25 protein-coding genes and 2 pseudogenes are annotated in these 21,799 nt (G+C 54.3%); all 27 read right to left on the bottom strand.

Features of this window, described 5'->3' with window-relative positions; genetic code table 11:
• Positions 1-29: 29 nt before the first annotated feature.
• Positions 30-191, bottom strand: a complete 162-nt coding sequence (locus tag I2G69_RS06745) for an SHOCT domain-containing protein (protein WP_178097225.1) — start codon at positions 189-191, stop codon at positions 30-32.
• Positions 172-588: a helix-turn-helix transcriptional regulator gene (locus tag I2G69_RS06750; RefSeq protein ID WP_195560478.1), complete on the bottom strand. Its 417-nt coding sequence runs from the start codon at positions 586-588 to the stop codon at positions 172-174. Before I2G69_RS06750 ends, I2G69_RS06745 begins: the two co-directional genes overlap by 20 nt.
• A gap of 575 nt (positions 589-1,163) precedes the next feature.
• Positions 1,164-1,725 (bottom strand): annotated as a pseudogene (locus tag I2G69_RS14205) (peptidoglycan recognition protein family protein); the annotation flags it as partial.
• A gap of 180 nt (positions 1,726-1,905) precedes the next feature.
• Positions 1,906-2,340: pseudogene (locus tag I2G69_RS14210) on the bottom strand (SpoIID/LytB domain-containing protein); the annotation flags it as partial.
• Entirely contained in the window at positions 2,337-2,765 is a 429-nt protein-coding gene (locus I2G69_RS06760; protein WP_195560480.1) for a phage holin family protein, read from the bottom strand. The gene I2G69_RS06760 and the pseudogene I2G69_RS14210, both read right to left, overlap by 4 nt.
• Positions 2,766-2,827: 62 nt before the next feature.
• A complete protein-coding gene (locus I2G69_RS06765) occupies positions 2,828-5,266 on the bottom strand; it encodes a glycosyl hydrolase family 18 protein (RefSeq protein ID WP_243254892.1) in 2,439 nt (812 codons plus the stop codon).
• Positions 5,267-5,295: 29 nt separating this feature from the next.
• Positions 5,296-5,874: a hypothetical protein gene (locus I2G69_RS06770; protein WP_195560481.1), complete on the bottom strand. Its 579-nt coding sequence runs from the start codon at positions 5,872-5,874 to the stop codon at positions 5,296-5,298.
• Between the two features lie 10 nt (positions 5,875-5,884).
• Positions 5,885-6,079 (bottom strand): hypothetical protein, encoded by a 195-nt coding sequence (locus tag I2G69_RS06775; RefSeq protein WP_087375901.1) that lies wholly within the window; start codon positions 6,077-6,079, stop codon positions 5,885-5,887.
• Between the two features lie 18 nt (positions 6,080-6,097).
• A complete protein-coding gene (locus tag I2G69_RS06780) occupies positions 6,098-8,620 on the bottom strand; it encodes a phage tail spike protein (protein WP_195560482.1) in 2,523 nt (840 codons plus the stop codon).
• 3 nt (positions 8,621-8,623) lie between these two features.
• Complete coding sequence (locus I2G69_RS06785) at positions 8,624-9,391, bottom strand: distal tail protein Dit (RefSeq protein ID WP_195560483.1); 768 nt, start codon at positions 9,389-9,391, stop codon at positions 8,624-8,626.
• Positions 9,392-9,403: 12 nt separating this feature from the next.
• Positions 9,404-12,022, bottom strand: coding sequence for a phage tail protein (locus I2G69_RS06790; protein WP_195560484.1), 2,619 nt, complete (start codon positions 12,020-12,022; stop codon positions 9,404-9,406).
• A 33-nt stretch (positions 12,023-12,055) separates the two neighbouring features.
• Positions 12,056-12,232: a hypothetical protein gene (locus I2G69_RS06795; RefSeq protein WP_178354106.1), complete on the bottom strand. Its 177-nt coding sequence runs from the start codon at positions 12,230-12,232 to the stop codon at positions 12,056-12,058.
• Between the two features lie 11 nt (positions 12,233-12,243).
• Positions 12,244-12,630, bottom strand: coding sequence for a hypothetical protein (locus I2G69_RS06800; RefSeq protein WP_195560496.1), 387 nt, complete (start codon positions 12,628-12,630; stop codon positions 12,244-12,246).
• The gene (locus I2G69_RS06805) at positions 12,630-13,223 is read right to left on the bottom strand and encodes a major tail protein (RefSeq protein WP_178354107.1); all 594 of its coding nucleotides are present in this window, start codon (positions 13,221-13,223) and stop codon (positions 12,630-12,632) included. Before I2G69_RS06805 ends, I2G69_RS06800 begins: the two co-directional genes overlap by 1 nt.
• 4 nt (positions 13,224-13,227) lie before the next feature.
• Positions 13,228-13,569 (bottom strand): hypothetical protein, encoded by a 342-nt coding sequence (locus tag I2G69_RS06810; protein WP_195560485.1) that lies wholly within the window; start codon positions 13,567-13,569, stop codon positions 13,228-13,230.
• Complete coding sequence (locus I2G69_RS06815) at positions 13,566-13,997, bottom strand: HK97-gp10 family putative phage morphogenesis protein (RefSeq protein WP_195560486.1); 432 nt, start codon at positions 13,995-13,997, stop codon at positions 13,566-13,568. The genes I2G69_RS06810 and I2G69_RS06815 overlap by 4 nt, the downstream gene beginning before the upstream one ends.
• Positions 13,990-14,325: a head-tail adaptor protein gene (locus tag I2G69_RS06820; RefSeq protein ID WP_195560487.1), complete on the bottom strand. Its 336-nt coding sequence runs from the start codon at positions 14,323-14,325 to the stop codon at positions 13,990-13,992. Before I2G69_RS06820 ends, I2G69_RS06815 begins: the two co-directional genes overlap by 8 nt.
• Before the next feature lie 3 nt (positions 14,326-14,328).
• On the bottom strand, positions 14,329-14,640 hold the full coding sequence (locus I2G69_RS06825; RefSeq protein WP_195560488.1) for a head-tail connector protein: 312 nt from the start codon (positions 14,638-14,640) through the stop codon (positions 14,329-14,331).
• Between the two features lie 15 nt (positions 14,641-14,655).
• A complete protein-coding gene (locus I2G69_RS06830) occupies positions 14,656-14,883 on the bottom strand; it encodes a head fiber protein (protein WP_195560489.1) in 228 nt (75 codons plus the stop codon).
• Positions 14,884-14,896: 13 nt separating this feature from the next.
• Positions 14,897-16,099: a phage major capsid protein gene (locus I2G69_RS06835; RefSeq protein ID WP_195560490.1), complete on the bottom strand. Its 1,203-nt coding sequence runs from the start codon at positions 16,097-16,099 to the stop codon at positions 14,897-14,899.
• Between the two features lie 13 nt (positions 16,100-16,112).
• The gene (locus I2G69_RS06840) at positions 16,113-16,802 is read right to left on the bottom strand and encodes a head maturation protease, ClpP-related (RefSeq protein WP_099322066.1); all 690 of its coding nucleotides are present in this window, start codon (positions 16,800-16,802) and stop codon (positions 16,113-16,115) included.
• On the bottom strand, positions 16,795-18,090 hold the full coding sequence (locus I2G69_RS06845) for a phage portal protein (RefSeq protein ID WP_195560491.1): 1,296 nt from the start codon (positions 18,088-18,090) through the stop codon (positions 16,795-16,797). Before I2G69_RS06845 ends, I2G69_RS06840 begins: the two co-directional genes overlap by 8 nt.
• Positions 18,087-18,224, bottom strand: coding sequence for a hypothetical protein (locus I2G69_RS14075; RefSeq protein ID WP_207740560.1), 138 nt, complete (start codon positions 18,222-18,224; stop codon positions 18,087-18,089). Before I2G69_RS14075 ends, I2G69_RS06845 begins: the two co-directional genes overlap by 4 nt.
• Before the next feature lie 96 nt (positions 18,225-18,320).
• Positions 18,321-19,436: a sensor histidine kinase gene (locus I2G69_RS06855; protein WP_087371569.1), complete on the bottom strand. Its 1,116-nt coding sequence runs from the start codon at positions 19,434-19,436 to the stop codon at positions 18,321-18,323.
• Positions 19,433-20,098 (bottom strand): response regulator transcription factor, encoded by a 666-nt coding sequence (locus I2G69_RS06860; RefSeq protein WP_087231315.1) that lies wholly within the window; start codon positions 20,096-20,098, stop codon positions 19,433-19,435. Before I2G69_RS06860 ends, I2G69_RS06855 begins: the two co-directional genes overlap by 4 nt.
• A gap of 202 nt (positions 20,099-20,300) precedes the next feature.
• Complete coding sequence (locus I2G69_RS06865) at positions 20,301-21,044, bottom strand: ABC transporter permease (protein ID WP_087371566.1); 744 nt, start codon at positions 21,042-21,044, stop codon at positions 20,301-20,303.
• Positions 21,037-21,765 carry an ABC transporter ATP-binding protein gene (locus I2G69_RS06870; protein ID WP_087371563.1) on the bottom strand — a complete coding sequence of 243 codons (729 nt, stop codon included), beginning with the start codon at positions 21,763-21,765 and terminating at the stop codon, positions 21,037-21,039. Before I2G69_RS06870 ends, I2G69_RS06865 begins: the two co-directional genes overlap by 8 nt.
• Positions 21,766-21,799: the final 34 nt, after the last annotated feature.

Here is a 21,799-nt window from a genome sequence, read left to right on the forward strand (position 1 = left end):
TAGGAAGCCACCCTGAAAAGAAAGGCTTTTCAGCAGAAAATACCGCCCAAAACAGGCCGGAATTTTGCCGCCAGTCTGGCCTCAATGCGCAGAAAATCCGCCTCGTTTATGATGCCTTTTTGCAACATTTCACGGGCCACCGCGAGGGCCGCCTGATACTTTTTCTCCCGGTCAAACTGTTCCTTCGTCATGGGTGCCTCCTTTCTGGAACCGCGCCGCTATGTAGCAGGCGTGGGAACAATACTTCCGTTTCCGGTTCCCATAGCTCTGAAATTCCTGCCCGCAATGGGCGCAGGTAGCCGGATAGAAGGCGGCTTTATGGATAAGCTCCGGGTGCAGCTTCCACCATGCGCGGCGGCAAGCCTCGGAGCAAAATTTTCTCTGTTTTCTCTTGGGGTATTGAGGAAGCGGCCTGCCACAGTTCCGGCATACCACCACCGGCTCTTTGGAAGCCACTCCGGTGAGGTTGTTGCGGCGGCAAAAGCTCTTGACCGTATTCTCAGAAATACCTAACCGGGTGGCAATCGCTCCATAACCGAGCCCTTCGCAGCGCAGATAGCGCACCTGCTCTTTTTGTGCGTCTGTCATGGGATCGCCTCCTTCTGAAAGAAAAGAGCGGCCCCGGAGGGCCGCCCACCATGCTTACCTGTTGGGAAGTTTCAAGACCTGCCCCGCATAAATTACGTCGGAGGTCAGGCCGTTCAGTTTCTTGATCTCATTGTACCGGGTGCCGTTTCCGAGGTGCTTTTCTGCAATGGCCCACAAGCTGTCGCCCTTCTGCACCGTGTAAGTAGAAGCGGCTGCGCTGCCCGCATATACAACCTTTCCAGCCTCGTCAAAAACAGAGTATCCGGGATTTTCGTCCGCACAGCGTTTCGCATTGTCCAGCACATTGAAAGCGCCCTTTTGAGAAGCGGCATCCGCCCAGCTCTTGCGCACCCGGTAAAGGGTGCTGCTGCCGGTGCTTCCAGAGGCAGAGGGATAAACCTTCTTCCCAGCTTCGTCAAAGACCGCATAGCCGGGATTCTTGTCCGCCAGCTCTTTGGCATTATCCAAAACCGCAAAGGCTCCGAGCTGGGAGGAAGCATCGCTCCAAGACTTTCTCACCCGGTAGAGGGTGCCGCTGCCCGCAGAACCTCCGGTATTGCCGGAAGAAGAACCGGTCAGCTTGGCCTTCACCGCTGCGCGGAATGTGTCCATGTTCTTCCCATGCTTCGGGAACCAGTGCATGACATCCCCGTGATTGGAGGCAATGCCCTGCGCATGGCCCTCGCTGTGGCAGATGATATTTTTCTCGGTCAGGCCGTACTGCTTGCAGAGGTAAGCGCAAAGCTCCACCGCCTCATTGTAAACCTTGTTGAAATAGGCGGAATCCGTCAGGCCATCCTCGCAAATTTCAAAAGAGATGTGGGTATTATTGCCGGAGCCCTTGGAACCGGAGCCGCAATGCCAGCCCCGGTGATTCCAAGGAAGCGTCTGGTAAGTGGCAATCGTCCCATCCGCCAGCTTGCCGATAAAAGCGTGAACGCAGACCTCCCGATCCATGGGCTGGTTCCAGTGATTGTTGTACTGGTTCTTTCCCAGCAGCCCATCATCCGGGCCGACATAGCGTTTCAGCCACGGGTTGTTGGCCCCGGTGCTATGCACCATAATGCCCTTGGGGGTAATCTTGCGGCCTGCCTTGTAGCAGGCGTTATTCGTGAAAATCAGTGTATGCAGATTCATAGCGAAACCTCCTGTTTCTTCTTCAAAGCCAACGACGCTGCCGGTGCCGTATTCATGCACCAAAGCAGCGCCGCTGTAATAAAAGGCCAGTATCTCGTTGTAAGGGACACCCTGTTTTGCGGCCCACATACAGCCCACTTGGGAAAGCCCCACGCCATGGCTGGGATTGGTGGATTTCTCTGTGCGGGCCGCCGTGTCCCACGGATCAGGCTTGTTCACATAGTAGGGATAGTCCCGGCTCCAAACCTCTCCGCTGCGTTTGCAGGTGCCGCCGTTTGAGGCCGAATAAAAGCAGTCAATGACTTCGCCACCATAGGTAAGCACCTGCCCGGCGGTTTCCACCACGGCCTGCCTGCTGCGGGGGCTGGACTCTGCCAGAGGGGCGCGGTATGCCTGAAAGCTGGTGGTGTCGTCTACCACCGTCCCCGCCATGGCCCGCTTGACCGCAAAGGTGCGGGCGGCTACTGCCTGCGCTTTGAGCGCCTCCATGTGGGAGCTTTCATAAATCTCGGAAGGCACCACCCCGCAGAGGTATTCCTCCAAATCCAGCTCCACAGGCCCCGCGCCAAGGAGGGCGGTATTCTCGGCGCGGGTCAGTTTTACGAAGATCTTCATTCCTTGCCCTCCGTATCCTTGTCGTCCTCGGTGCGATTATGGAGCTGCGCCAGTACCTCTTTGAGCTTCTCCGGGATGGGCAGGCCGATGTGGCCCGCATTTTCCAGCAGGCTCACGCCTTCGTTGGAAATGTAGAAGAAAATCACCGCAGTACGCAGCGCATCACCGCTCCCGATAAGCTGCGTGTCGATCACATGGCCGATGCCGACCATGACGAAAATCAGCACCTTGCGGAAAATCCCCTTAAAGCCCACATTGCTGGAAAGGGTCTTGTCGATGATGGCGCACATCACCCCGGTAAGGTAGTCGATCACCACAAAGGCAATAAGCGCATAAAAGAAACCGTCCATCTCTCCGAAGAACCAGCCCAGCCCGCCGCCGATAGCGGCAAGCGCCACCTGAATCCAATTCCATACAGTCTTCATAAAAATCCTCCTTTTACATAGGAAACGAGCGCCCGCCATACGACAAAGCGCCCGTTCCGGTTTTATATTTGCTTCGGCATGACCTCCCACAGCCGCATATCCTCCTGTCCTAAAGACCAGATTGCAATGCCGCGCAGGCCCCACCGGTAAGCAGCCTCGTTGGCCCAATATACCAGCGAATCCACGTCCTGATAGTACAGAATAGAAAAACCATCTGCATCGCCCAAGAACAGCCGGGCAGTCCAGACGTTTATATCCCGTGGGATCACCTTGGCTGTGTAGTCATTCCCGCAGGAGATTTCCAGCAGGTGGGAATGAAAGAAATCATAGTCGAGGGAAATATCCTCGCTGCGGGTGGAGCCTTCATCCACATCGCTGTTCACTGAGAAAATCTGAAATTCCTCGTCCCACGTTACATCGGAGCGGGCAATCCGCCCGAAGCTGGTGCGCACCCCGTCCGGATACACCACGTCAAAACACTCATAAGGTTCATAAGCCCAGGCATCCCCGGCCCGCAGCAGGTCGCAGACGATCTCATTGTCCGCCTGTATGCCCGCATAGCCAGCGGTGGCGTTCACCGTTGCGGTAAATCGCAGGGTATAGCTGGAGCCGGAATACACCCGGACTCTGTTCCCGCGCTTTCGCATCTCAATGGTATAGACAGATGGATTGCTGTGGAGCTGCGCATCCGGGGTCTTGGAAAAGCTGGTGGCATAACTCCCCAAAAGCGTGGAGCCCTGGTATAGCTCCACCCGCTGGGTATCGTAGTTTAAGCAGCAGAACAGGTTTCCAAGGAATACCCCGGCCCGTCCGCCGCCATTCTGTGGAAAACCCACTCGCGCCCGGATATGCAGGTCGGAGAAGCCCTCATATTTCCACGCCAGTTTGCCGGAGCCTTCCAGCAAGGAATAAGGCCGGTTCTCGGTGGTGTAGCTTTCCCGCCACACAGACCATTCCCCGGAGAGCGTCGTCCAATAGCTGTCCGGCAGAGGAGTATCATCCCGGAAGTCCTCATACCAAACCAGCGCCGAATCCGGTTTTCGCCGGAGCATTTCACAGGTGAGCTTAAAGCCTTTGTCGGGTGTGGCGGGCTGGCCGTTCACATCCAGAAACTGCCGGGGTGAGAGGGTGAACGCCGCCTCTCCGGCAGACGGTTCCTCGGAAAAGCTGCTGCATACCCGGAAACCATAAAACTGAACGCCGGGAACGCCGCCGCTGATTACCAGCGTATGATTGCCTGCGGAAAGGCTCCTGCCGGAAGCAAAAGAAAGCCAGCAGGTGCGCCGCCAATACGGCCACCACAAGCGGCTTTCTGAAAAGGTCTTGGAGCTTCCATCCACCGACACATTCAGCGCGTTTTTATCCCAAAAAGGAAAAGCAAGCCGCACCGCAATGTCATAGGTTCCTGCTTGCTCAATCGTAAAGTTGAAGGTTGCTGTCGCGCCTTCCCCCAGCACTGTCATGTAGTCGGAAATGCTGGCGATCCCGGTATAGGAATCCGGAGTGCCTCCGCCACGGTCAATGTAGATCGTCCCGAAGGAAGTCTTTTGTTCTTTCCCGTAACAGGTCAGATAGCGCCTGCGGTTATAGACTTCCTGCTGCAGGGGCGAAACCACCGAGGCCGCATCCCATCCTTCCATGTAATCATATACCTGCGGAAGCGCCCACGGCACCATATCCACATCGTCCCAATATGCCACAATGGGGATCATGGGCTGGGGCGGCGCATCGCCGGTGAAGTTATAGCCTCCGGTCATCCAGAGCTTGGCGGCATAGTAGGTGTTGGAAATCCCCCGGTAGGTTTCGCCAAGGTTCTCCGGGGTGTCGTATATCTGCCAGTTCCAACCGTAGCCCGGCAGGCCCATAAAAATCTTCTCCGGGGCCATGGCCGTAACCGCGTAGTTATAGATGCCCTCTAACCAACTCCGGGGGGAAACTGGGCCAGGGGCACTGCCTGCCCACGCCATGCCATAAGACATAATGGAGGCCGTGTCACAGTACGGGTTGAGGTCAGCATAAACGCACCAGTTTTCACCGCCCACACTGCCCTGAACGCCGGTCATACCGGGCAGGCAGATGTTGACGAGTTTGGAGGAATCATAGGCTTTGACCGTCTGGTAAATAGCCTGAAATAAGGCATTTGCTGCCTCCCGGTTTTCATACCCGCCGCCGCGCTCCAGATCAATATCCACCCCGGCGCACCACGGGTATTTCTCCATAATGCGCACCAGCTCGGTTAAAAACTTATCTTTAGCCCCATTTGTGTTATTGCGCAGGGCCGTGAAAATACTGGCAGTGCCGTGGTTCATCACGGTCAGCATCCAGTGAATATGCGGCCACTTGTTGATGTAAGTCATCATGGAAGAAATGCTGGTGCCGGTTTCCGAAAGGGTGCCGGTAGCGTCTACCTCGAAGGTGAAAATTCCCACCGTATCCAGCCGGTCGCCATAGTCCCGCAGGGCCTCGTACATCCGGGCGTTCTGCATGAACGACCAGACCATGCACCGCCTTCCTTTTAGATAGTCCCGGCTCAAAACCGATCACCGCCTTCCTGCATTTCCTGAAATTCAAACAGCAACCGAGCGGATTTATGCTCCTCTAATGTCACCGGATGCTTGCTGTCCCCGGCAGCCGTGTACTGAAAGAAGCCGCGCTTTTCCGTGGGGCTTCCATTGAGCAGGCATTTCCGGGAAGAAGCCAGAAGGGCCAGTTCATCCCCGGCGCTTACCGCAGCAGGGAAAGCCGCCTTGTGTGCGCCCGCGCCCAAGGCCACAGAAACGCTGCCCGCCGCCATGTCCTGCACCGGGTAGAGATAGCAGTCCAGTCCCGCCGTATCAGAGCCGAGGTTGAATAGCACCACCGTTTCCGCCGAGCGTACCACGCCGTTGTAGAAACGGGGAGGAACAATGGAGCCATCCTCCCGGTATTTTTGCAGAATCGTTTCTGTATTTATCACATAGCCTGTGAGCCGGTCACCTTCCTGAACCATCAGGTCGGTGAAATAAATCCGGCCTGTACAATCAGAAATCATCGGCTTCACGGTAATGCTTACCACCCGCTGATCCTGCTTTGTCAAAATTGTTTCTGAAAATCGAGTAAATTCCGCCATGCCAGCCTCCTTACCCGTCCAGCGTCCACTGAATTTCGCTGGGATGGCCCACCCAGCCGGTAGCAATGGAGCCGCCCTGCACCATAATGTCGGTGAAGTACACCTTGCCGGTGCAATCCGTAATACAAAGCCGGATGGTGATGGAACGCAGCCGCCCGTACCCCTTAGGGGACAGGTCGGTGGCAGTTTGCGAAAAAGAAGCCATAGGCCGCTCCCTTCTATATTAAAAGAGGTCGATGAACCGCGTTTCCGTGGAACCGTCCTCATATTCAAAGGTTACTTCAATGCCGACCTGCCCGCTGGGGCCTTTCTGCAAATCCTCCGAGGCAATCTGCGCTGAAAAGGTATAGCTCCGGCGGCTGGCCGGGTAGACCGTCTGTGTCAGGCTTTTTGTCATTCCCAAAACGCCCTCCGCCTTGAAGGAAGCCGTACCGGAAACGCCGTTTTCCGCATCTACCTCAAAGCCGGAGTTCGTCCAGTAATTCATGCCGCTGTCGGCGCGGGAATTGCGCAGGTGGTTGAAGGGAACCAAGTCCTTAACTTCCTGCCGGTCAATCACATCGGTGGAGGCCAGCACATCAGCGGCCTTATCCCATTGTGCGGAAGAATCGCCCAGCTCCCGAAGGGTAGTGGAAAGTTCCAGCACAGTTTTCCACGGCTCCTGCAAATTGTACTGGCGGCGCACCACGCGGGTTTTTACCGATAGATTGAGGTCTTTATCGTCCACCGTTACAATATCGCCCAGCGCCCATGCCTCATGCTCGTACCCGGTCAGGGCCGACAAGTCCATTGCGGAGAGAACATAGGAAACGCGGGGCTGCGCGTACTGTGCCAGCCGCATCTGTGTATATTCCAGCATCTGATAGGGATTGGTGAAGTTCGAGCAGTCCAGCGTGGAAATACGCACTTCGCTGGTATAGGTGAAATCCTCCACATAGTCCTTTCCTCCATTGATTGAGGCAAAGGTCATTCCATCCTTGCCATAGGCATAGAGCCTTGTTACCAAGCTGCGGGTATCGACCACTCGCTCAATGCTCTTGAGGTTTTTCCGGTAGGCAAACAGAGCGCCGCTGTCATTCCCTCCAAAGGTCAGCAGGTGGACGAGCCGGTTCGGGCAGTCAAAAATCAGGTCGCCTCCGTGAATATTCTGTGTGGCCCGCAGGATGGAAAGGGCATTTTTCTCCGTACACTGCCATGTGCGCAGCGTGGTGACGTTGACCGTACCTACCGACCAGCCGGTGCCTTCCAGTGCGTGCCGCATTGGTGCATCCGCCGTATCCGCATTGAAGTCCACCGTTTCTTTTTCCTCGGAAAAGGAAAGATCATAAAAAGCAGCTTCGGCATAAACCTGTGTCACGATCCGCCCATCCGTGTCCTTGGTATCGGTAAGGGTGCGGATGCGGTAAATATCATTGACAATCTGCACCTGTTTTTCATTATCCAGCATGGCCCGCTTTGGATCATGGAAAGGCAGGTAAAATTCCATCGTATCAGCCCCGTTGACTTCGCTGGTGACAACAATATCAAAGGCGTTTTCCAGAACCGCCTCCCATGCACCATTTTCGTCCAGCACCACAGGACGGGCAAAGCCCAGTTTTTCATAGGGAGCCTTCGGTATATCGTGGAGCTGGATTTCCAGTACCTTCGGGGTAAGCGATGGATCATCTGTGGCAAGCGTTACCCGGAAACGAATATACTGCCGGTTCGGGGATTGCAGCTCACCGCTGGTGCCGATAGCCTGCCATGCCGACCATTCCTCCAAATCATCCGACGTGGAGGTTTCCACCTGCTCAATGAAGGTCACGCCTGCTGTGTATTCACTATTTACCGATACCCGGCCCGAACCGGAAAGGGCGCAGGCCGCCGCTTTTGTAATAAGCTGCCCGCTGGACGGATAGGCTCCGTCCGAGCTTCTAAGGGTAACGCTCCCCGGCTCGGTGAGCGCATCCACGTCACCGGACATATCTCCACCGTTGGCAAACAGGGTGGCCTTAAAATATTCCGCCAGATCCTCGGCAGTCAAAGAGGAATCCGTATCCAGAAACCAATCGTCAAAGCCGCCTGCGTAATAATAGGTGTCAGCGTGCATCCCCATAACGAGGTCAGCGGTGCAGGAACGGTTCAGTTCACCCTCAATCGTCAGCTCGTTTGAAATCCATACTGTACCGGTGCTGCGGTCGCCTACCACATAGCAGGCTTTGTATTCTTCCGGTTCGATCACAGCAGCGAGGAAATACCAGCCGTTGTTGACCAGAGAAAATGGAGGCGTTACCGACTCGTCCAAAATCAGGGAGCCGGAGGAATTATAAAGCATCAGGCGGGGCCGCCCGGAATAAAGCGAAAGGTACAGGATCGGCTGGCCCGGCCCCTGCCGGGTGTTAAAGATTGGGCAGAAGGTATTACCCACAGAATAAATGGTGGGGTTCATCCAGCCACCCACAACGATCCGTTGTCCCAGCTCGGAGAAGATGGAGCCGTTGTTCACAACATGAAGATAGGTTCTCTCCGAAGTGGGGTTATTGAGATTTAAGCGAAAATAATGCCCACGCCAGCCTTCCAGCAGATTAGCTGTGGTGCCGTTCCAGTTAATAATATTGAAGTCCCGGCCATTGCCGGAAGAATCCATCAGCCGGTCATTGCTGTCCGGCTCGGATTCGTTAAAGCGCCAGAGGCCGGAGGCCGCCCATGCGGCTGGAAATTCTCCGGTGAAATCCTCCTGCACAGTTAAAGTTGTCTTTACTGCCATTGCTTACCTCCATCGGCTCTTTGCCTGTATATGAAGCTCGGTAAAAATGGCACTGCCCTCAACTGCAATTTCCACCTCGTTCATACCCCGGCGCAGAATCGGGAAATTCAGCTCCTCCAAACAGGGCAGGCCGTTTCGCAGGGTATTGCCCGCGCTGTCCGTCACTTTTGCTGTTACCATTCCGGTGTCGATTACCAGCACTTCATCCGCAGCCAGTGGGCCAATCACCCGCAGGGTTTCTCCATTGGTCGTGAGTACAATCGCGCCAGAGGAAATTGTTCCTTGCAAAGAATACACCGGCTCGGAGTCTGTGTTTCCAATTTCACGCTCCACCTCATGCTCCCCCGTTTGGGAGAGGGTAAAGGTTTCATCATCCAGTGCGTAACCATAAGGGTCAGGGCAAAGAAAACGGAGGGTAAAGGAACCGGCTGCCCGGAGGAGCCGTTCACAGTCCACCGTGTCGGAAAGGCGGGCCATAAAATACCGGTCTGGCACATCATCCAGTACAAGCTGTTTGGTGCCAGCCGTAGGGTCGAGCCATGCCGCCACCTGATCAAAAATCGCCACCATATCGGCAAAGGTTTTCTGCGGGTAAACATTGCAGGCCACATCAATATACCGCTCGCCGCTGTCTGCCCCAAAGTCTGCAAGGCCTGCCTTGCCGGGGACAGTTTCCGTATTGCTCCGAAGGGTAGGAACCATCTGCCAGCCGGTAAGATGGGCCTTGACGCTCATGGATTGAGAAGTAATTCCGTTGTATTGAAAGCCCAAGCGCCCACCTCCTTACGCTGTGATGATCCGGCCCTGTGCGCGGGAGCCGACCTGCATGAGATTATAAAGTTCCTGAGAAATCCTGCGGATGTCGTCCTCGCTGCGGACAATCATCTGCTGTACCATAACGAGCGGGCCGCCGCCAGCCGCCGTAAAGGCTGCGCCGGTCATACCGCCCGTTACATTTGCATTTGCATTTGCGTTAAGCTGGTAGTCCGTGGGGATAGCAGTCTGCATATCCTGCGCCAGCTTATTCATTACCCCGTCAATATCCGAGGACATTTTCTCGGCGGCGGAAACCGCCTGCTTTCCGTTATCTTGGATGGAGCCAGCCAGACCTTGTACCAGCATTTCACCAACCCATGCCATCTCTTTCGAGGGAGAATTGATGCCAAAGAAGCTGCAAATTCCATCCCAAATCGAGGAAATCCAGCCAGAAACTTTGTCCCAAATCCAGCCTGCAAGGCTCTGGATACCAGACCAAAGGCCCTGCACGATGTTCTTACCGACATTGACGATTTGGCCTATGGATGAGGTAAAGGCGTTTACGATCCCCGCGATAATCTGCGGCACCGCCTTCACGATTTCCACAATAATGGTAGGCAGGTTCTGGATCAGCGACACGAATAGCTGAACGCCCGCCTGTATGATCTGTGGAATACTGTTAATCAGGGCGTTCACCAGAGAGGAAATAATCTGTGGGATTGCCCCGACTATGGTGGTGATAATTGTCGGAAGGTTCTGAATGAGAGACACCAGCAGCCGTACACCTGCGTCGATAATCTGCGGGATACTTCCGACAATAGCTGTCACCAGCCCCTCGATAATCTGTGGAATGGCCGCAACAATCGCCGTGATAATATCCGGCAGGGCCGCCACCAGCGAGGTCAGAAGCTGGATTCCGGCATCAATAATCTGCGGAATAGAGGCCACGATAAACTCCACGATGGCAACAATGAGCGCAGGAAGCGCCTCAATCAAAACCGGGATGGCGTTCAAAATGCCCTGGGCCAAACCCATGACAAGCTGCAAAGCGCCCTCCAAAAGCAAAGGAAGGTTGGCAATCAAGGTCTGCACCACCGTCATAATGATCTGGACGATGGTTGGAACAAGCTGAGGCAGGGCTTCGCCAATCCCAAGAGCCAGTGTAGCGACCATCTGCGCAGCCGCCGCAATGAGCTGCGGTAGCAAAGCCAAAAGGCCGTTTGTCAGTTCCAGAATGATGGTAACAGCTGCGCTTGCAATCTGCGGCATAGCCGCAACAATTCCATCTGCCAGCGCCACCACAATATCCACGCCCGCAGATAGCAGGGCCGGAAGGCTGGCAAGCACCGCCTGCCCGATCATGGGGACAATAGCAGATACTTTTTCCAGAAGCATTTCCACCAGACCGCTCAGGCCCTCGGCAAAGGTTTCAGCCGATCCAGCTGTCCCTTCTAAAACGCCTTGTAACCCTTCCCCCATGAGGGCCACAAAAGGGATCATGGCCTGCAGTACGTCTGTTGCCATGAATTTCAGCGTTGTCATAATCGGTTCCGCAATGGCCCCCAGCTCTGCATAGGCATCTGTCAATTCCGCCTGCGCACGCTGGGCTGCCATTACATCACCGTTAAGCGCTTTGTAATTTTCCGCAGCTTCCGCATAAAGCCCGTTTAAGGTATCGGTAATGAGAGCGGCCCGTTCCTGCTCACTGTTACAGGAATCCAAAGAAGCCTGAAAGGCATCTTCGGAAAGACCCGCCCAGTTCAGAGCATCCGCAAGCTGGCCGGTGATCTGTCCGGTTTTTGCCGTTTCATTTGCGGCCTCGGTTAAACCTTCAATGGGAAGGCTGTCCCCAAAGGTGGCCCATACACCAGCGGCAATATCCGTCCATCTTGTCAGCTCCTCCTCTGTACTGCAAAGCTGTGCAAGATGGTTGACCGCTTCGACGCTGCGATCTTCCTCGCCGAGAATGGAATAAAAGGACTTGTAGGCTTCACCGGCCTGATCGGTGGTAAAGCCTGCTGTGATAAAAGCCGCGTCCAGCTTCGCCTGATCCTCCCGGTATTCCCGTGTAGACTCTGCAAGGTCAAGAAAACTTTTCGTCAGACCGGCAAGGGCAGCACCCGCAGCCACAACCGCCGCACCGATAGCCACACCCATGCCTTTGACAACGGAGCCGACCTTATCAAATTTTGAAGAAGCATTGTCCGCATCATCTGCCGCACCTTCCAGCTCATTGCCGAAATCGTCTGCCTGATTGCCGGATTGCTCCAATTCATCCCCCAACTCGTCGATAGCGCGCTCGTTCTGTGCAAGCTCCCGCTCCATGTCATTGAGAGCAGCCTGCGCATTATTGAGCTGGGTTTGCCATTGCTTTGTGCGCCGGTCATTCTCTCCGAAGGAGTTTGTGGCGTTTTCCAGCGCCTGCTGCAATGTGCTGATTTTCTGGCGCTGGGTATCAATTTCTTGATTGAGGACGCGGTTCCGGGCGGAAAGGGCCTCCACGGATTTATCCTGCTTATCAAACTGAGAGGCCACGAGGTTCATTTCCGAGCCAAGCACCTTAAAGGTCTGGTTGATTTCCGCCAGGGCCTTCTTAAATTCCTTTTCGCCTTCGACACCGATTTTCAAGCCAAAATTGTCCGCCACGGATACCACCTCCTTCCTCCGGCAAGGGCAGTCTTAAATTCCAGCCGGGATAATATCGTCAATGAACAGTTCTCGCTTGGGCTTGCTGATCCCGGTAAACTGCTTGTGGCACTCCCACAAATCCAGCAAATACCCGAAAGGCATCAGCCATGCTTCCTCCTCGGTGCGCCGCAGGGGAACCGTTGCATAATAAATCAGTCGGGTAAACAACTCCTCGTCGCTTACCCGACCGGCACGTTTTTTGGATCAGCCTCACTCTCGACGTTCCGCTTCGTACCCCGGAACATGGCCTCCATGATTGCGTCCTTGTAGGTCGCCAGCTCTAAGGGCGAAGTCAGAAGCTCGACCTCCTCCTCAGTGAGCAGGGGCTTCGGCTCGTCCTTATGGCGCAGGTTATAAATCAAAATGCTTTGATTTGCCATGAGGGCAATCAGCCAGATGATTTCATCCAGCGCCATCTCAAAATTTTCCGATTTTATCAGCTTGGTGCCGAGGTTTTCCAGCCCGCCGTATCGCTTGGCGATCTCCTTGGTGGCTTTGGTAGTCAGCAGCAGCTCGTAGGTTTCCCCACCGATCTGAATAGCGGCGGAGCGTTCATTCTGATCCATCATGCAACATCCTCCGTATAATCAGGCTCGTAAACCTCGGTGTACCAGCCGCTGATAACAGAAGCCTCCACCGCAGTATCATCCTCGTTGACCTCGGCCTTCCAAGGATGCTCGTTCTTGCCATCCAGCTTATTGCGGCGCGTCACCGTTCCCTCAATGGTCGGGGTGGAAAATTCGATGCTGTCGCCTTTGGTCGTCAGGTTGGTGGAAGGCACCGCAAACTTCACCCGGTAAAGCCAGAAATAGCGGTAAGTGCCGTTTGCCTTGCGGGCGCGAAAGCCCACCGCCACAGGTGCGCCATCATTTTCGCTGGCAGAAATCAAAACGCCGTTTGCGTCAATCTTGGCCCCGGTAAGGGCCTCGGCAGCGGCCACGCCAATATCATCCACCCCGAGGGAAAGGGTGCCGCTCTTAAATTCCTTTACAATCTCCGCCGCGCCATCGTCGGCATACAGCGTGGCTTCATTCAACTCGATGGAAAGCTCCGCTGTCATTGCCTTGGCCAGCATAACAGGGGTGCCGTATTCTTCGTCGCCGTTTTCATCCTCGGTGATCGGGGCGTAAAACAGCTTGTCAAGGCCAATCGTCGCCATGTATTCAATCCTCCATTCCGTAATGTTTCGCCACATCTATGGCGTAATGGTGAAAGCCGGTGTCGTCCTCATGGCCGATATACCGGCGATCCGTGATAACAAAATCCGCACCCAGCAGGGCGCGGATCATCGCATTTTTCTGTTTGGTGTAGTTCCCCTTGTTGAAATAGGACAGCCGGGCCTCCTGTATGTCATAGAGTGGGGCGTTATCCCCATGGAGGCCAAAACTGTCCCCGAGAGGTGTAATCACCAGATATTCGTCCGGCGGGGTATCGCTGAAAACGCCGGTTTCTATGGGTATCCCCAAAGGCAGCAGGCAGGTGTTCAAATCCTCCAACAGGCTCAAATTTTCTCCACCTCCTGCTCAAACGTCCGCTTCATCGCCTCAATACAAGGGGCGCGGGAAGCAGTGCGGGCGGGCTTTAAGAACGGCTTTGCAGGCTGGCCGCTCTTGCCGTATTCCAGCACGTTGGCGATCATGGCGTTGCTGCGGCCATCCGAGCGCGGTTCGGCAAAACCCACCTTCACGTTGTAATTGCCTTCCCGGTCAATCTTGGCCGGGGAAACGCCGAGGGCGGACACCAGCTCGCCGGTAGAGCGGGACTCCTCTTTGGTATCGCGGCCAATGACCGCCTGCAAGTTAGAGCGCACCTTTTCCAGAACGACCTCGCCGCCTGCTTCCAGCACTTTTGGAAGGATCTCGTCGGTTTTATTCCCCAGCCGGGAGAGCTTTAAGAGGAAATCCTCCGGCATTTTAATCTGTACCTTAGCCATTTGCCGCCACCACCTTTTTCGCTAAAATCTCCACATACATCCCGCGCCCCTTTACATCCTCCACACTGGTAATGTCATACCGGCAGCCTTCGCAGAGCAGGAATAGCTTGGTAGAAACCTCCACTCCGGGGATGGCCCGGAAGCGGAACAGGTCGGTGGCCTCCGAAAAGGCCGCCCGGTTGGCCCACCGCTCGCTGCCATGGCGGGCTTCATGGTAGGCGCGAACCTCCGCCAGCACTTTATCCTGCTGTGTGGCAAAACCTTCTGCGTCCTTTACCGCCTCGGTGGAAAGGAGCTGCACCGGGGTGCGCATTTTCCCGTAAGACATAGGCTACACCTGCCAATCCCGGTCAAGCCGCAGCAGTAGGTTCACCGTATTCCAAACCTGCTGCCCGGCCTGTACATTATCTGCGAAGAAGCCGCCTGTGGAACCATCCCGACTTTCGTAGAAATGGGAGGACAGCATGATAACAGCCTGTTCTGTGGTGGGCGGCATGGGATTGTCCGCATAATGCCCGGAGGGGATATGCTGGTAACTTTCCGCATAGGAAACGGCTGCCCGGATATATCCCCGGAGCAGCTCGTCGTCCTCATCATGGGAAAGGATCAGGTTGTCTTTGACTTTTTGGAGCAGTTCGTCCATGCCGCCACCTCCTTATCAATCGGCAGTCATAAGGCCCGCCGCCTTCAACTTGGCGAGCAGGCCGTTAAAATCAGAAACCAGAGTGGGGACATCCGTCGCCACACTGTCAGCCTGATTGGCCGCTTGGGGAACCTCAGCGGCAGGCAGGCCGGTGACAGAGGCACCCTCTTTGATTTCGAGGGTGCCGCCGATCACCCATTTATCGCCGCCCTGTTCTGCATAGTTCTTTCCGTTGTAGCTCATCCGTCAGCCCTCCTTACGCAGCCTTCTGCTGCAATACCTTCACGGCTTCGGGAAGGATCAGCTTGCCATCCACGCGCTGGGAGGCAAGGAAGCCCACCTGCCCGGTGGTAGCGTACAGCTCGCCGAGGCGGCGGAAGGAACGTCCCTGCCGATCAGCCACCCAATAATAGGACAGGTCGCCGAACAAGATAGATTTTGCACTGGCTGCCATGGCGGGCATAAAGGCCGAGGTATAAACCGGGCGGCCCAGCAGCATATCCGGGGTTCCGGCAGTCAGGGAGGGCTGCCAGAGGTACTGGCCGTTCCCGTCTTTGAGCTTCCTAAGGGCCTTCACGGAAGAATCGTTCATCAGAAAAACTGCGTTCTTGCGGTAAGGCGCTTTCAGAGAGTAAAACAGGTCGAACACCTCGTCCGCCGTAAATGCGGTGGCGGAGGCGGCAGTTACGCCGATTTCCGCGCCGCCCGTTGCAGCCAGAACGCCCAGCGGCTTGCCGGTGCCATCGCCGGTAAAGAAGGCTTCCTCCTCCTTGTTACCAATACGGCGAGCAAACTCACGAGAAATATAGGCCTCCAAATCGAAAACGCTGTCGTTCAGCAGCTCCTCGGACACCTTCACCAGCGTTGCCAGCTTGTAGGCCCCGATGGAAACCTGCGAGAAAGCGTCGTCACTCTCCGGGATCGTCCCTTCCTCGTCCACCCACGAAGCCGTACCCTTAGAAGCCACCACCGGGATTTTGCGATCGCCGGAGCTGGTCTGGATCACATGGGCCAGTGTGCGGAAAATGTTCTGCTCCTCCAATGCCTCCACCAGAGTGCGCTCAAATTCATCCGGCACCAGATAGCCGCCCTCAGAGTCCGTACCGATCTGCAGGGCGTTCATAATCTCGTGGGAAGGCATCTTGCTGCGCATAGCGTTCCAGAAAGAGCGTCGGTATTCCGCAGAGGCGCGGCCAGTCTTTTCCTCACCGGCAGGAGCCGCAGGCTTGCCAGTCAGCGGGGTGTTGACCGGCTTAGAAAGCTCCGCATCCAGAGCGGCCTGCCGTTCCAGACGGTCAATCTCCTTGCCGAGATTTACTACATCGGCCTCCATCTTTTCATAGGTCGCCACATCCTCGGCGGCCAACAGGCCATCCGCACCACGCTTGGCATCCAGAAAAGCCTTCGCCGTTTCCCACGCCTTTGCCCGCTTCTCGCGCAGTTCCAAAATCTTGCTCATAGTAAAGTCCTCCTTAAAATTTCAATAAATTAAGCCGCTGGTACAGCGGCTCGGCAGGTTGTTTCTGTTCGTTTTTCGTATGGGGCAGCTTGTTCAGCAGCCGGTTTGTCACCGCTCGCCGCGAGAACGCATAGCTCTCCGGTTCGGGAGCGGGATCTTCCTTCGCGGTGAACAGGAGGTCGTCCGCAAAGCCAAGTTCCACGGCTTTGTGGGCGGACAGCCATGTTTCCGCATCCATGAGGTGTGAGAGCCGCGCCCTCGACAGCCCCGTTTTGATTTCGTAGGCATTGATGATCGACTCCTTTACTTCGTCCAGCATGGCGATGGCCTTCTGCATTTCCTCGGTGTCGCCAATCGCCACCGTCAGGGGGTTATGCACCATCATCAGGGCGGTGGGAGCCATGAGAACCGTGGTTCCTGCCATGGCAATGACACTGGCGGCACTGGCGGCGATCCCGTCAATCTTCACGGTTACAGCGCCCTTGTAGTCCATGAGCATACTGTAAATCTGAGAAGCGGCCACGCAGTCACCACCCGGCGAGTTAATCCAGACGGTAATATCGCCCTCACCGGCCAGAAGCTCCGCCTTGAAGGCGGCAGGGGTAATATCATCGTCAAACCAGCTCTCCTCGGCAATGGTGCCGTTAAGGTAAAGGGTGCGGCTCTCGTCTGAGTTCCGCACCCAATTCCAGAATTTATTCACTTGTCTGTTCCTCCGTTTCTGTTGGATTTGTTGCGGCGGCTCCGGCAAAGGCCCCGGCATCACTGAGCTTCGTCATGGAGCCATTTACCAGATACAGGTCGCCGCCTTCCTCGGCGGGGATACGGTCGAGGTTTTCCAGCTCTCTTATGTCGTTGGCGCTCATCCAGCCATTCTGGCGGGCCACTGCATAGCCGTTCATGCGGCTGGCGTAATCGCCTCGCAGCAGGCCCTCCACATTGAAGCGGATAAAATACTCCCGCTTCTCGCTGTCGGAAAACAGGCGGCGGGCCATGCTCTGTTCCCAGCGCATAAGCCACGGTTCGAGGGTATATTTCACAAATTCCAAGCTCTGCTGCTCGATGTTGGAAAAGCTGGATTTTTCCAAATCCCCGACCATGTGGGGAGGCACCCGGAAAATGCGGGCGATCTCATTGATCTGGAATTTCCTCGTTTCCAGAAATTGCGCCTGCTCCGGGGAAATGCCGATGGGCTGATATTTCAGGCCCTCCTCCAAAACCGCGATTTGATGGGAATTTGCACTGCCGCGAAAGAGCTTGTTCCAGCTTTCCCGCACCTTATCCGGGTTTTTCAGTACGCCGGGATGTTCCAGCACACCGCCGGGGGCAGCATCGTTGGCGAAAAACTTCGCACCGTATTCCTCGCAGGCAATCGCCATTCCCACCGCGTTCTTTGCCATGGCGATGGGCGAATAGCCCACGATCCCGTCATAGCCGAGGCCGGGAATATGAAGCACCTGCTCCGGCGGCAGATAAACCTGCCCGTTTTCATCATCCACCGGGGAATCGTCCGAGCCACGGGTATAGAGGTAATAAACCTGTCCCTTGCTGTCCCGGTCAACGGTCATCTTGGTGGGCATCAGCGGATAGAGGCCGATCACCTCGCCCTTGCCATTGCGGATGATCTGCGCGTAAGCGTTCCCGTATAGGAGCAGGTGGCCCATCAGGGTTTCCCGGAAATTGAACGAGGTCATTTCCGGGTTCGGCTCGTCGTGCAGCAGCCGGTAGAGAGGATGATCGAGGGCCTTTACCTTGCTCCCGTTTTCACCGTAGCGGTACACATGGAGCGGAAGGCCCGCCACCGCCTCGGAGAGAATACGGACGCAGGAATACACGGCTGTCATTTGCAGCGCGGTGCGCTCATTCACCGGCTTGCCACTGGTGGAGCCGCCAAAGAAAAAGGAAAAGCGGCTGCCGCCCAAGGTATCCTGCGCCCGGCGCAGTTCCTCCGGCTTATCCCGTGAATGGAAAAAACGGCTGAAAACACTCATAGCAACAAAAGCCCCCTTTCATCGTAGATAGAAGCGCCGGTATCCCCGCCGCCTCGAATGGCCCGGTCAAGCGCCATGATACTCTTGCCCCTCTTGCGGACGATGTACAGCCACGCTCGATTCATAAAGTTCATAGAATGACCTCCGTTTCATATGGGATAAGTGTTGCAACGCTGACAGCATAGCACCCCAATATGGAACCAGTATGAAACGGATAAAAAGCAATCGCTTTATGAGAGATAAAGGGTAAAGCACATTCCCGGCGGGTTTTTGGTCGCCTCAAATTGATAGGGCAGCCCAAGGGCCTTTGAAAGCGTATCTACAATATATAACCCCAGCCCATTCCCTCCATCTTTTCTGCCTCTGGCAAAATCCGGGCGGTAGAACGGCTCAAATATATGGGCCAGCTTATCCGGCGGGATGGGCATACACTCGTTTTCTATTTTTATCTGCTGGGCGTTCAATATAACGGTGATCTTGCATCCCGGCTTTGTGTAAGCAACCGCGTTGGAGAGCAGATTGGACAGGATTTTTTCAAGGCTTTTCTTCGACGTATGGACAGGGCACTTTCCCTGTATGCTGAAAGTAAAGTCGATTTCTTTTGCCTTCGCAATCAACTGATAAGGCTCGCAGATCGCCGGAAGGCGCTCCGACAGGTCAAAGGTTTGGGCGTCCTGTTTCTCCTGTGTAAAATCCAGCCGGGAGGTATCCAAAATTTCTTTAATCATAGAGGAGAGCTGCCCGGTAATCTCCTTACATTCCAACAGACAGCGATCCCGGTCTTTGTATTTTCCAATGCCTAAGATCATGTTTTCCAAAATCGCGTTAAGAGCAGTCACCGGTGTTTTCAGTTCATGGGAGGCGGCCCGCAGGAAATCAATTTTTGACCGTTCCGCCTCACGGACGTTTTGCTTTTCTTCTTCCAGCTTTTCAATGGTGGAAAGCAGGCTGGCATACAGCTTATTTACGCGGGCGGCCAATTCGCCAATCTCGTCCTTCGTATGCACCACGCAGGTTGCAGCCTTATCCAGTTTTTCCATCTTTTCCGTTGTTTCCGCAATCTGCTTGATTGGCCTCGTCATGGCTCTGGAAAACAACAGGGAACACCCGGCGGAAATGATGGCGCAGCAAAGCAGGGATACCGGCAGTGCTTTTCCGATAGCGGATTTTATCAAAATACCAGTATTCACATCACTCTCAATAATGGCCCCTTCCACAAAACGGTTGGTGCTTACGGTCATTTGCGGCGCAAGCACGTAGAGAAAGACATGGGCCATCACAGTGACAAATAGCATCACCCCAAAGGTGTATAAGAAGATTTTAGTAAAGAGCTTTAAGTTTCTCATGGGTGTTCCTCATACTTGTAGCCAACGCCTTTTACCGTTACAATCCGGTCAAGACTCAGCTTTTTCCGTAAATTTTTGATGTAGGTATCAATAGTTCGGTCGATGATGGGGTAATCATATCCCCACAACTCGTCCAAGATCTGCGACCGTGTAAGAACTAGACCTTTATGCTCTATCAGCAATTTCAGCAGGTCGATCTCCTTTGGTGTCAGGTCAATAGGGCCGCCCGGCCCGGAAGCGGTGTAGCCGCCAAAATCCACCGTAATATCGCCTATCTGGATTTGGCTCAGTTCCGGGCTTTTCCCACACCGCCGCAGCAGAGCCGTCACCCGTTTCCCCAGCAAAAGCATGGAAAAGGGTTTTGTGATATAGTCGTCCGCCTGTTCATCAAAGCTGGCCGCCTGAGTAGGCTCATCGTCAAGGGCGGTAAGCATTAAGACGGGGATGCCGCTCGTTTGACGCAGTTCTTTTAATACCTCCAAACCGGTTCGTTTCGGGAGCATAATGTCCAGAACCACTAAATCAATGGATTTTTCCCTTGCGATCTGCAAGCCCTGCTCTCCATCGAAGGCAGACAAGGTGGTATGTCCTGCGGAGCTCATGTATTCGCAGATTGCCTCGTTGGTGGCGGTATCGTCTTCCACAATCAATAAAACAGCCATTTTTACACCTCCTCGCTCCATCATACCAAAGCAATATGGAAAGAGTATGAAATGCTTTGTGTCAGATTGACAGTGTACTGGACTTTTATGAAAAAGCAAGCCTTTCATAATGAGGCCAATCCGCACAAGGCAGACTGGCCCATTTTGGCAGGTAATTGGCCCGCCTTGCTGTAATAAAAAGTTCTTTTGTATTATTACTTCTTTATTCCCACTTGAAGAATTTCACCGCAATTCCTCCGCAGATAATAATCAGAGCCACCATGACAACCAGAGGGAGCCAAGCAACTTCTATCGGTAATCCCAGAGAAGCCGCTTTCAGCAATTTGATCCCCTGTGTTAGCGGTAGAATATCTGAAATCCTCTGCAATGCTGTCGGCATCACCTCGTATGGGAGAGTGGCCCCGGAGAAGATCAACATGGGAAAATACAAAACGCTGGCAACAATACTCGCGACCTTCATGTTCGGAGCGACTCCGCCCACCATCATTCCAATGCTGAATGTGGAAAGCATCACCAGAAGATAAGAGGCCAGAAAGATTCCCACGGAACCGGGCAACCGCACGCCGAAGAACAGACTTCCTACCAAATAGACCAATATCAAAGAAAGCAGCGAGTAAATGGCGTAAATAGAAACCTGTACTGTTAGCAGCAGGATGGGGCTGGTTGGCGTTACCTTATATCGTTTCAGTATTTTCTTCTGCCGATAGTCAGAAATCACCAACGGGAGGCCCATAACGCCACCGGCGCAGATTGCAATCGTGGAAATTGCTCCAAAGGATTGCTCCAAAAAGGAATAGCTTGCTCCCTCGAAAGCGGGCTGATTTCCATAAATGATGCCGAGCAGTACCACCATCACGACCGGCAGGCAAAGTGCGAAGATCACCATATCCATACCTCGAAAAGACAGCTTGATTTCTGTTTTCAGCATTGTGACATATTTATTCATCGTCCGTTTCCTCCTCTCCGGTAAACCACAAATAGGCTTCTTCCAAATTATCATATGGGCTTTGGTGAATTGCCTCCTGAACGGTTCCTGTGAAAATGAAATTTCCGTCCTTCAAAATGGCGATTGTATCGCACAGGACTTCCACCTCGTCCATAAAATGTGAGGAAAGAAAGATGGTCAGACCCTTTTGTTTCAGTGCGTCCAGACTTTTCCAAACACTCCTGCGTGCTTTCGTATCAAGGCCCGTTGTAAGCTCGTCCAGAAAGACGACCCTCGGATCAGGCAGGAGTGCTAAAACGATGAATAGCCTCTGTTTTTGCCCACCGGACAATTCATTTACGAAAGCGTCTCGTTTTTCCCACAGACCAAATTGCCTCAAAAGCTCCTCGTAATTTGCAGCTTTCCGGTAAAGGCAGGCGGTTTCTTCGCACAGCTCCCAAACTTTAATTTTGTCCGAGTAGCTGGCTTCCTGAAATTGCACGCCAACCTGCTCAAAGAGTTGTTTTCTGTCTTTTCGAGGATTCAATCCTAAAATAGAAACAGATCCCGCATCTGCCTTCCGAGTGCCTAAGATACACTCTATCGTGGTAGTTTTGCCCGCGCCATTCGCTCCGAGCAGGCCGAACACTTGACCTGTTCCAATCGAAAGCTCAATGTTACTGATTACTTTGTTTCCGGCGTAAGATTTACTCAAACCGGTTACTTTGATGGTTTCATCCATGCCTTTATACCTCCTATTTTGATGTATAAAGGTT

This window comes from Anaeromassilibacillus sp. D41t1_190614_C2, assembly GCF_015558525.1.
GTDB lineage: Bacteria > Bacillota > Clostridia > Oscillospirales > Acutalibacteraceae > Anaeromassilibacillus > Anaeromassilibacillus stercoravium.

What these genes read in the sequence shown, in the direction of transcription:
- I2G69_RS06745 (WP_178097225.1), bottom strand. Translation starts at nt 191, where the DNA reads ATGACGAAGGAACAGTTTGACCGGGAGAAAAAGTATCAGGCGGCCCTC.
- I2G69_RS06750 (WP_195560478.1), bottom strand. Translation starts at nt 588, where the DNA reads ATGACAGACGCACAAAAAGAGCAGGTGCGCTATCTGCGCTGCGAAGGG.
- I2G69_RS06760 (WP_195560480.1), bottom strand. Translation starts at nt 2,765, where the DNA reads ATGAAGACTGTATGGAATTGGATTCAGGTGGCGCTTGCCGCTATCGGC.
- I2G69_RS06765 (WP_243254892.1), bottom strand. Translation starts at nt 5,266, where the DNA reads ATGGTCTGGTCGTTCATGCAGAACGCCCGGATGTACGAGGCCCTGCGG.
- I2G69_RS06770 (WP_195560481.1), bottom strand. Translation starts at nt 5,874, where the DNA reads ATGGCGGAATTTACTCGATTTTCAGAAACAATTTTGACAAAGCAGGAT.
- I2G69_RS06775 (WP_087375901.1), bottom strand. Translation starts at nt 6,079, where the DNA reads ATGGCTTCTTTTTCGCAAACTGCCACCGACCTGTCCCCTAAGGGGTAC.
- I2G69_RS06780 (WP_195560482.1), bottom strand. Translation starts at nt 8,620, where the DNA reads ATGGCAGTAAAGACAACTTTAACTGTGCAGGAGGATTTCACCGGAGAA.
- I2G69_RS06800 (WP_195560496.1), bottom strand. Translation starts at nt 12,630, where the DNA reads ATGGATCAGAATGAACGCTCCGCCGCTATTCAGATCGGTGGGGAAACC.
- I2G69_RS06805 (WP_178354107.1), bottom strand. Translation starts at nt 13,223, where the DNA reads ATGGCGACGATTGGCCTTGACAAGCTGTTTTACGCCCCGATCACCGAG.
- I2G69_RS06815 (WP_195560486.1), bottom strand. Translation starts at nt 13,997, where the DNA reads ATGGCTAAGGTACAGATTAAAATGCCGGAGGATTTCCTCTTAAAGCTC.
- I2G69_RS06820 (WP_195560487.1), bottom strand. Translation starts at nt 14,325, where the DNA reads ATGTCTTACGGGAAAATGCGCACCCCGGTGCAGCTCCTTTCCACCGAG.
- I2G69_RS06825 (WP_195560488.1), bottom strand. Translation starts at nt 14,640, where the DNA reads ATGGACGAACTGCTCCAAAAAGTCAAAGACAACCTGATCCTTTCCCAT.
- I2G69_RS06830 (WP_195560489.1), bottom strand. Translation starts at nt 14,883, where the DNA reads ATGAGCTACAACGGAAAGAACTATGCAGAACAGGGCGGCGATAAATGG.
- I2G69_RS06835 (WP_195560490.1), bottom strand. Translation starts at nt 16,099, where the DNA reads ATGAGCAAGATTTTGGAACTGCGCGAGAAGCGGGCAAAGGCGTGGGAA.
- I2G69_RS06845 (WP_195560491.1), bottom strand. Translation starts at nt 18,090, where the DNA reads ATGAGTGTTTTCAGCCGTTTTTTCCATTCACGGGATAAGCCGGAGGAA.
- I2G69_RS14075 (WP_207740560.1), bottom strand. Translation starts at nt 18,224, where the DNA reads ATGAACTTTATGAATCGAGCGTGGCTGTACATCGTCCGCAAGAGGGGC.
- I2G69_RS06855 (WP_087371569.1), bottom strand. Translation starts at nt 19,436, where the DNA reads ATGAGAAACTTAAAGCTCTTTACTAAAATCTTCTTATACACCTTTGGG.
- I2G69_RS06860 (WP_087231315.1), bottom strand. Translation starts at nt 20,098, where the DNA reads ATGGCTGTTTTATTGATTGTGGAAGACGATACCGCCACCAACGAGGCA.
- I2G69_RS06865 (WP_087371566.1), bottom strand. Translation starts at nt 21,044, where the DNA reads ATGAATAAATATGTCACAATGCTGAAAACAGAAATCAAGCTGTCTTTT.
- I2G69_RS06870 (WP_087371563.1), bottom strand. Translation starts at nt 21,765, where the DNA reads ATGGATGAAACCATCAAAGTAACCGGTTTGAGTAAATCTTACGCCGGA.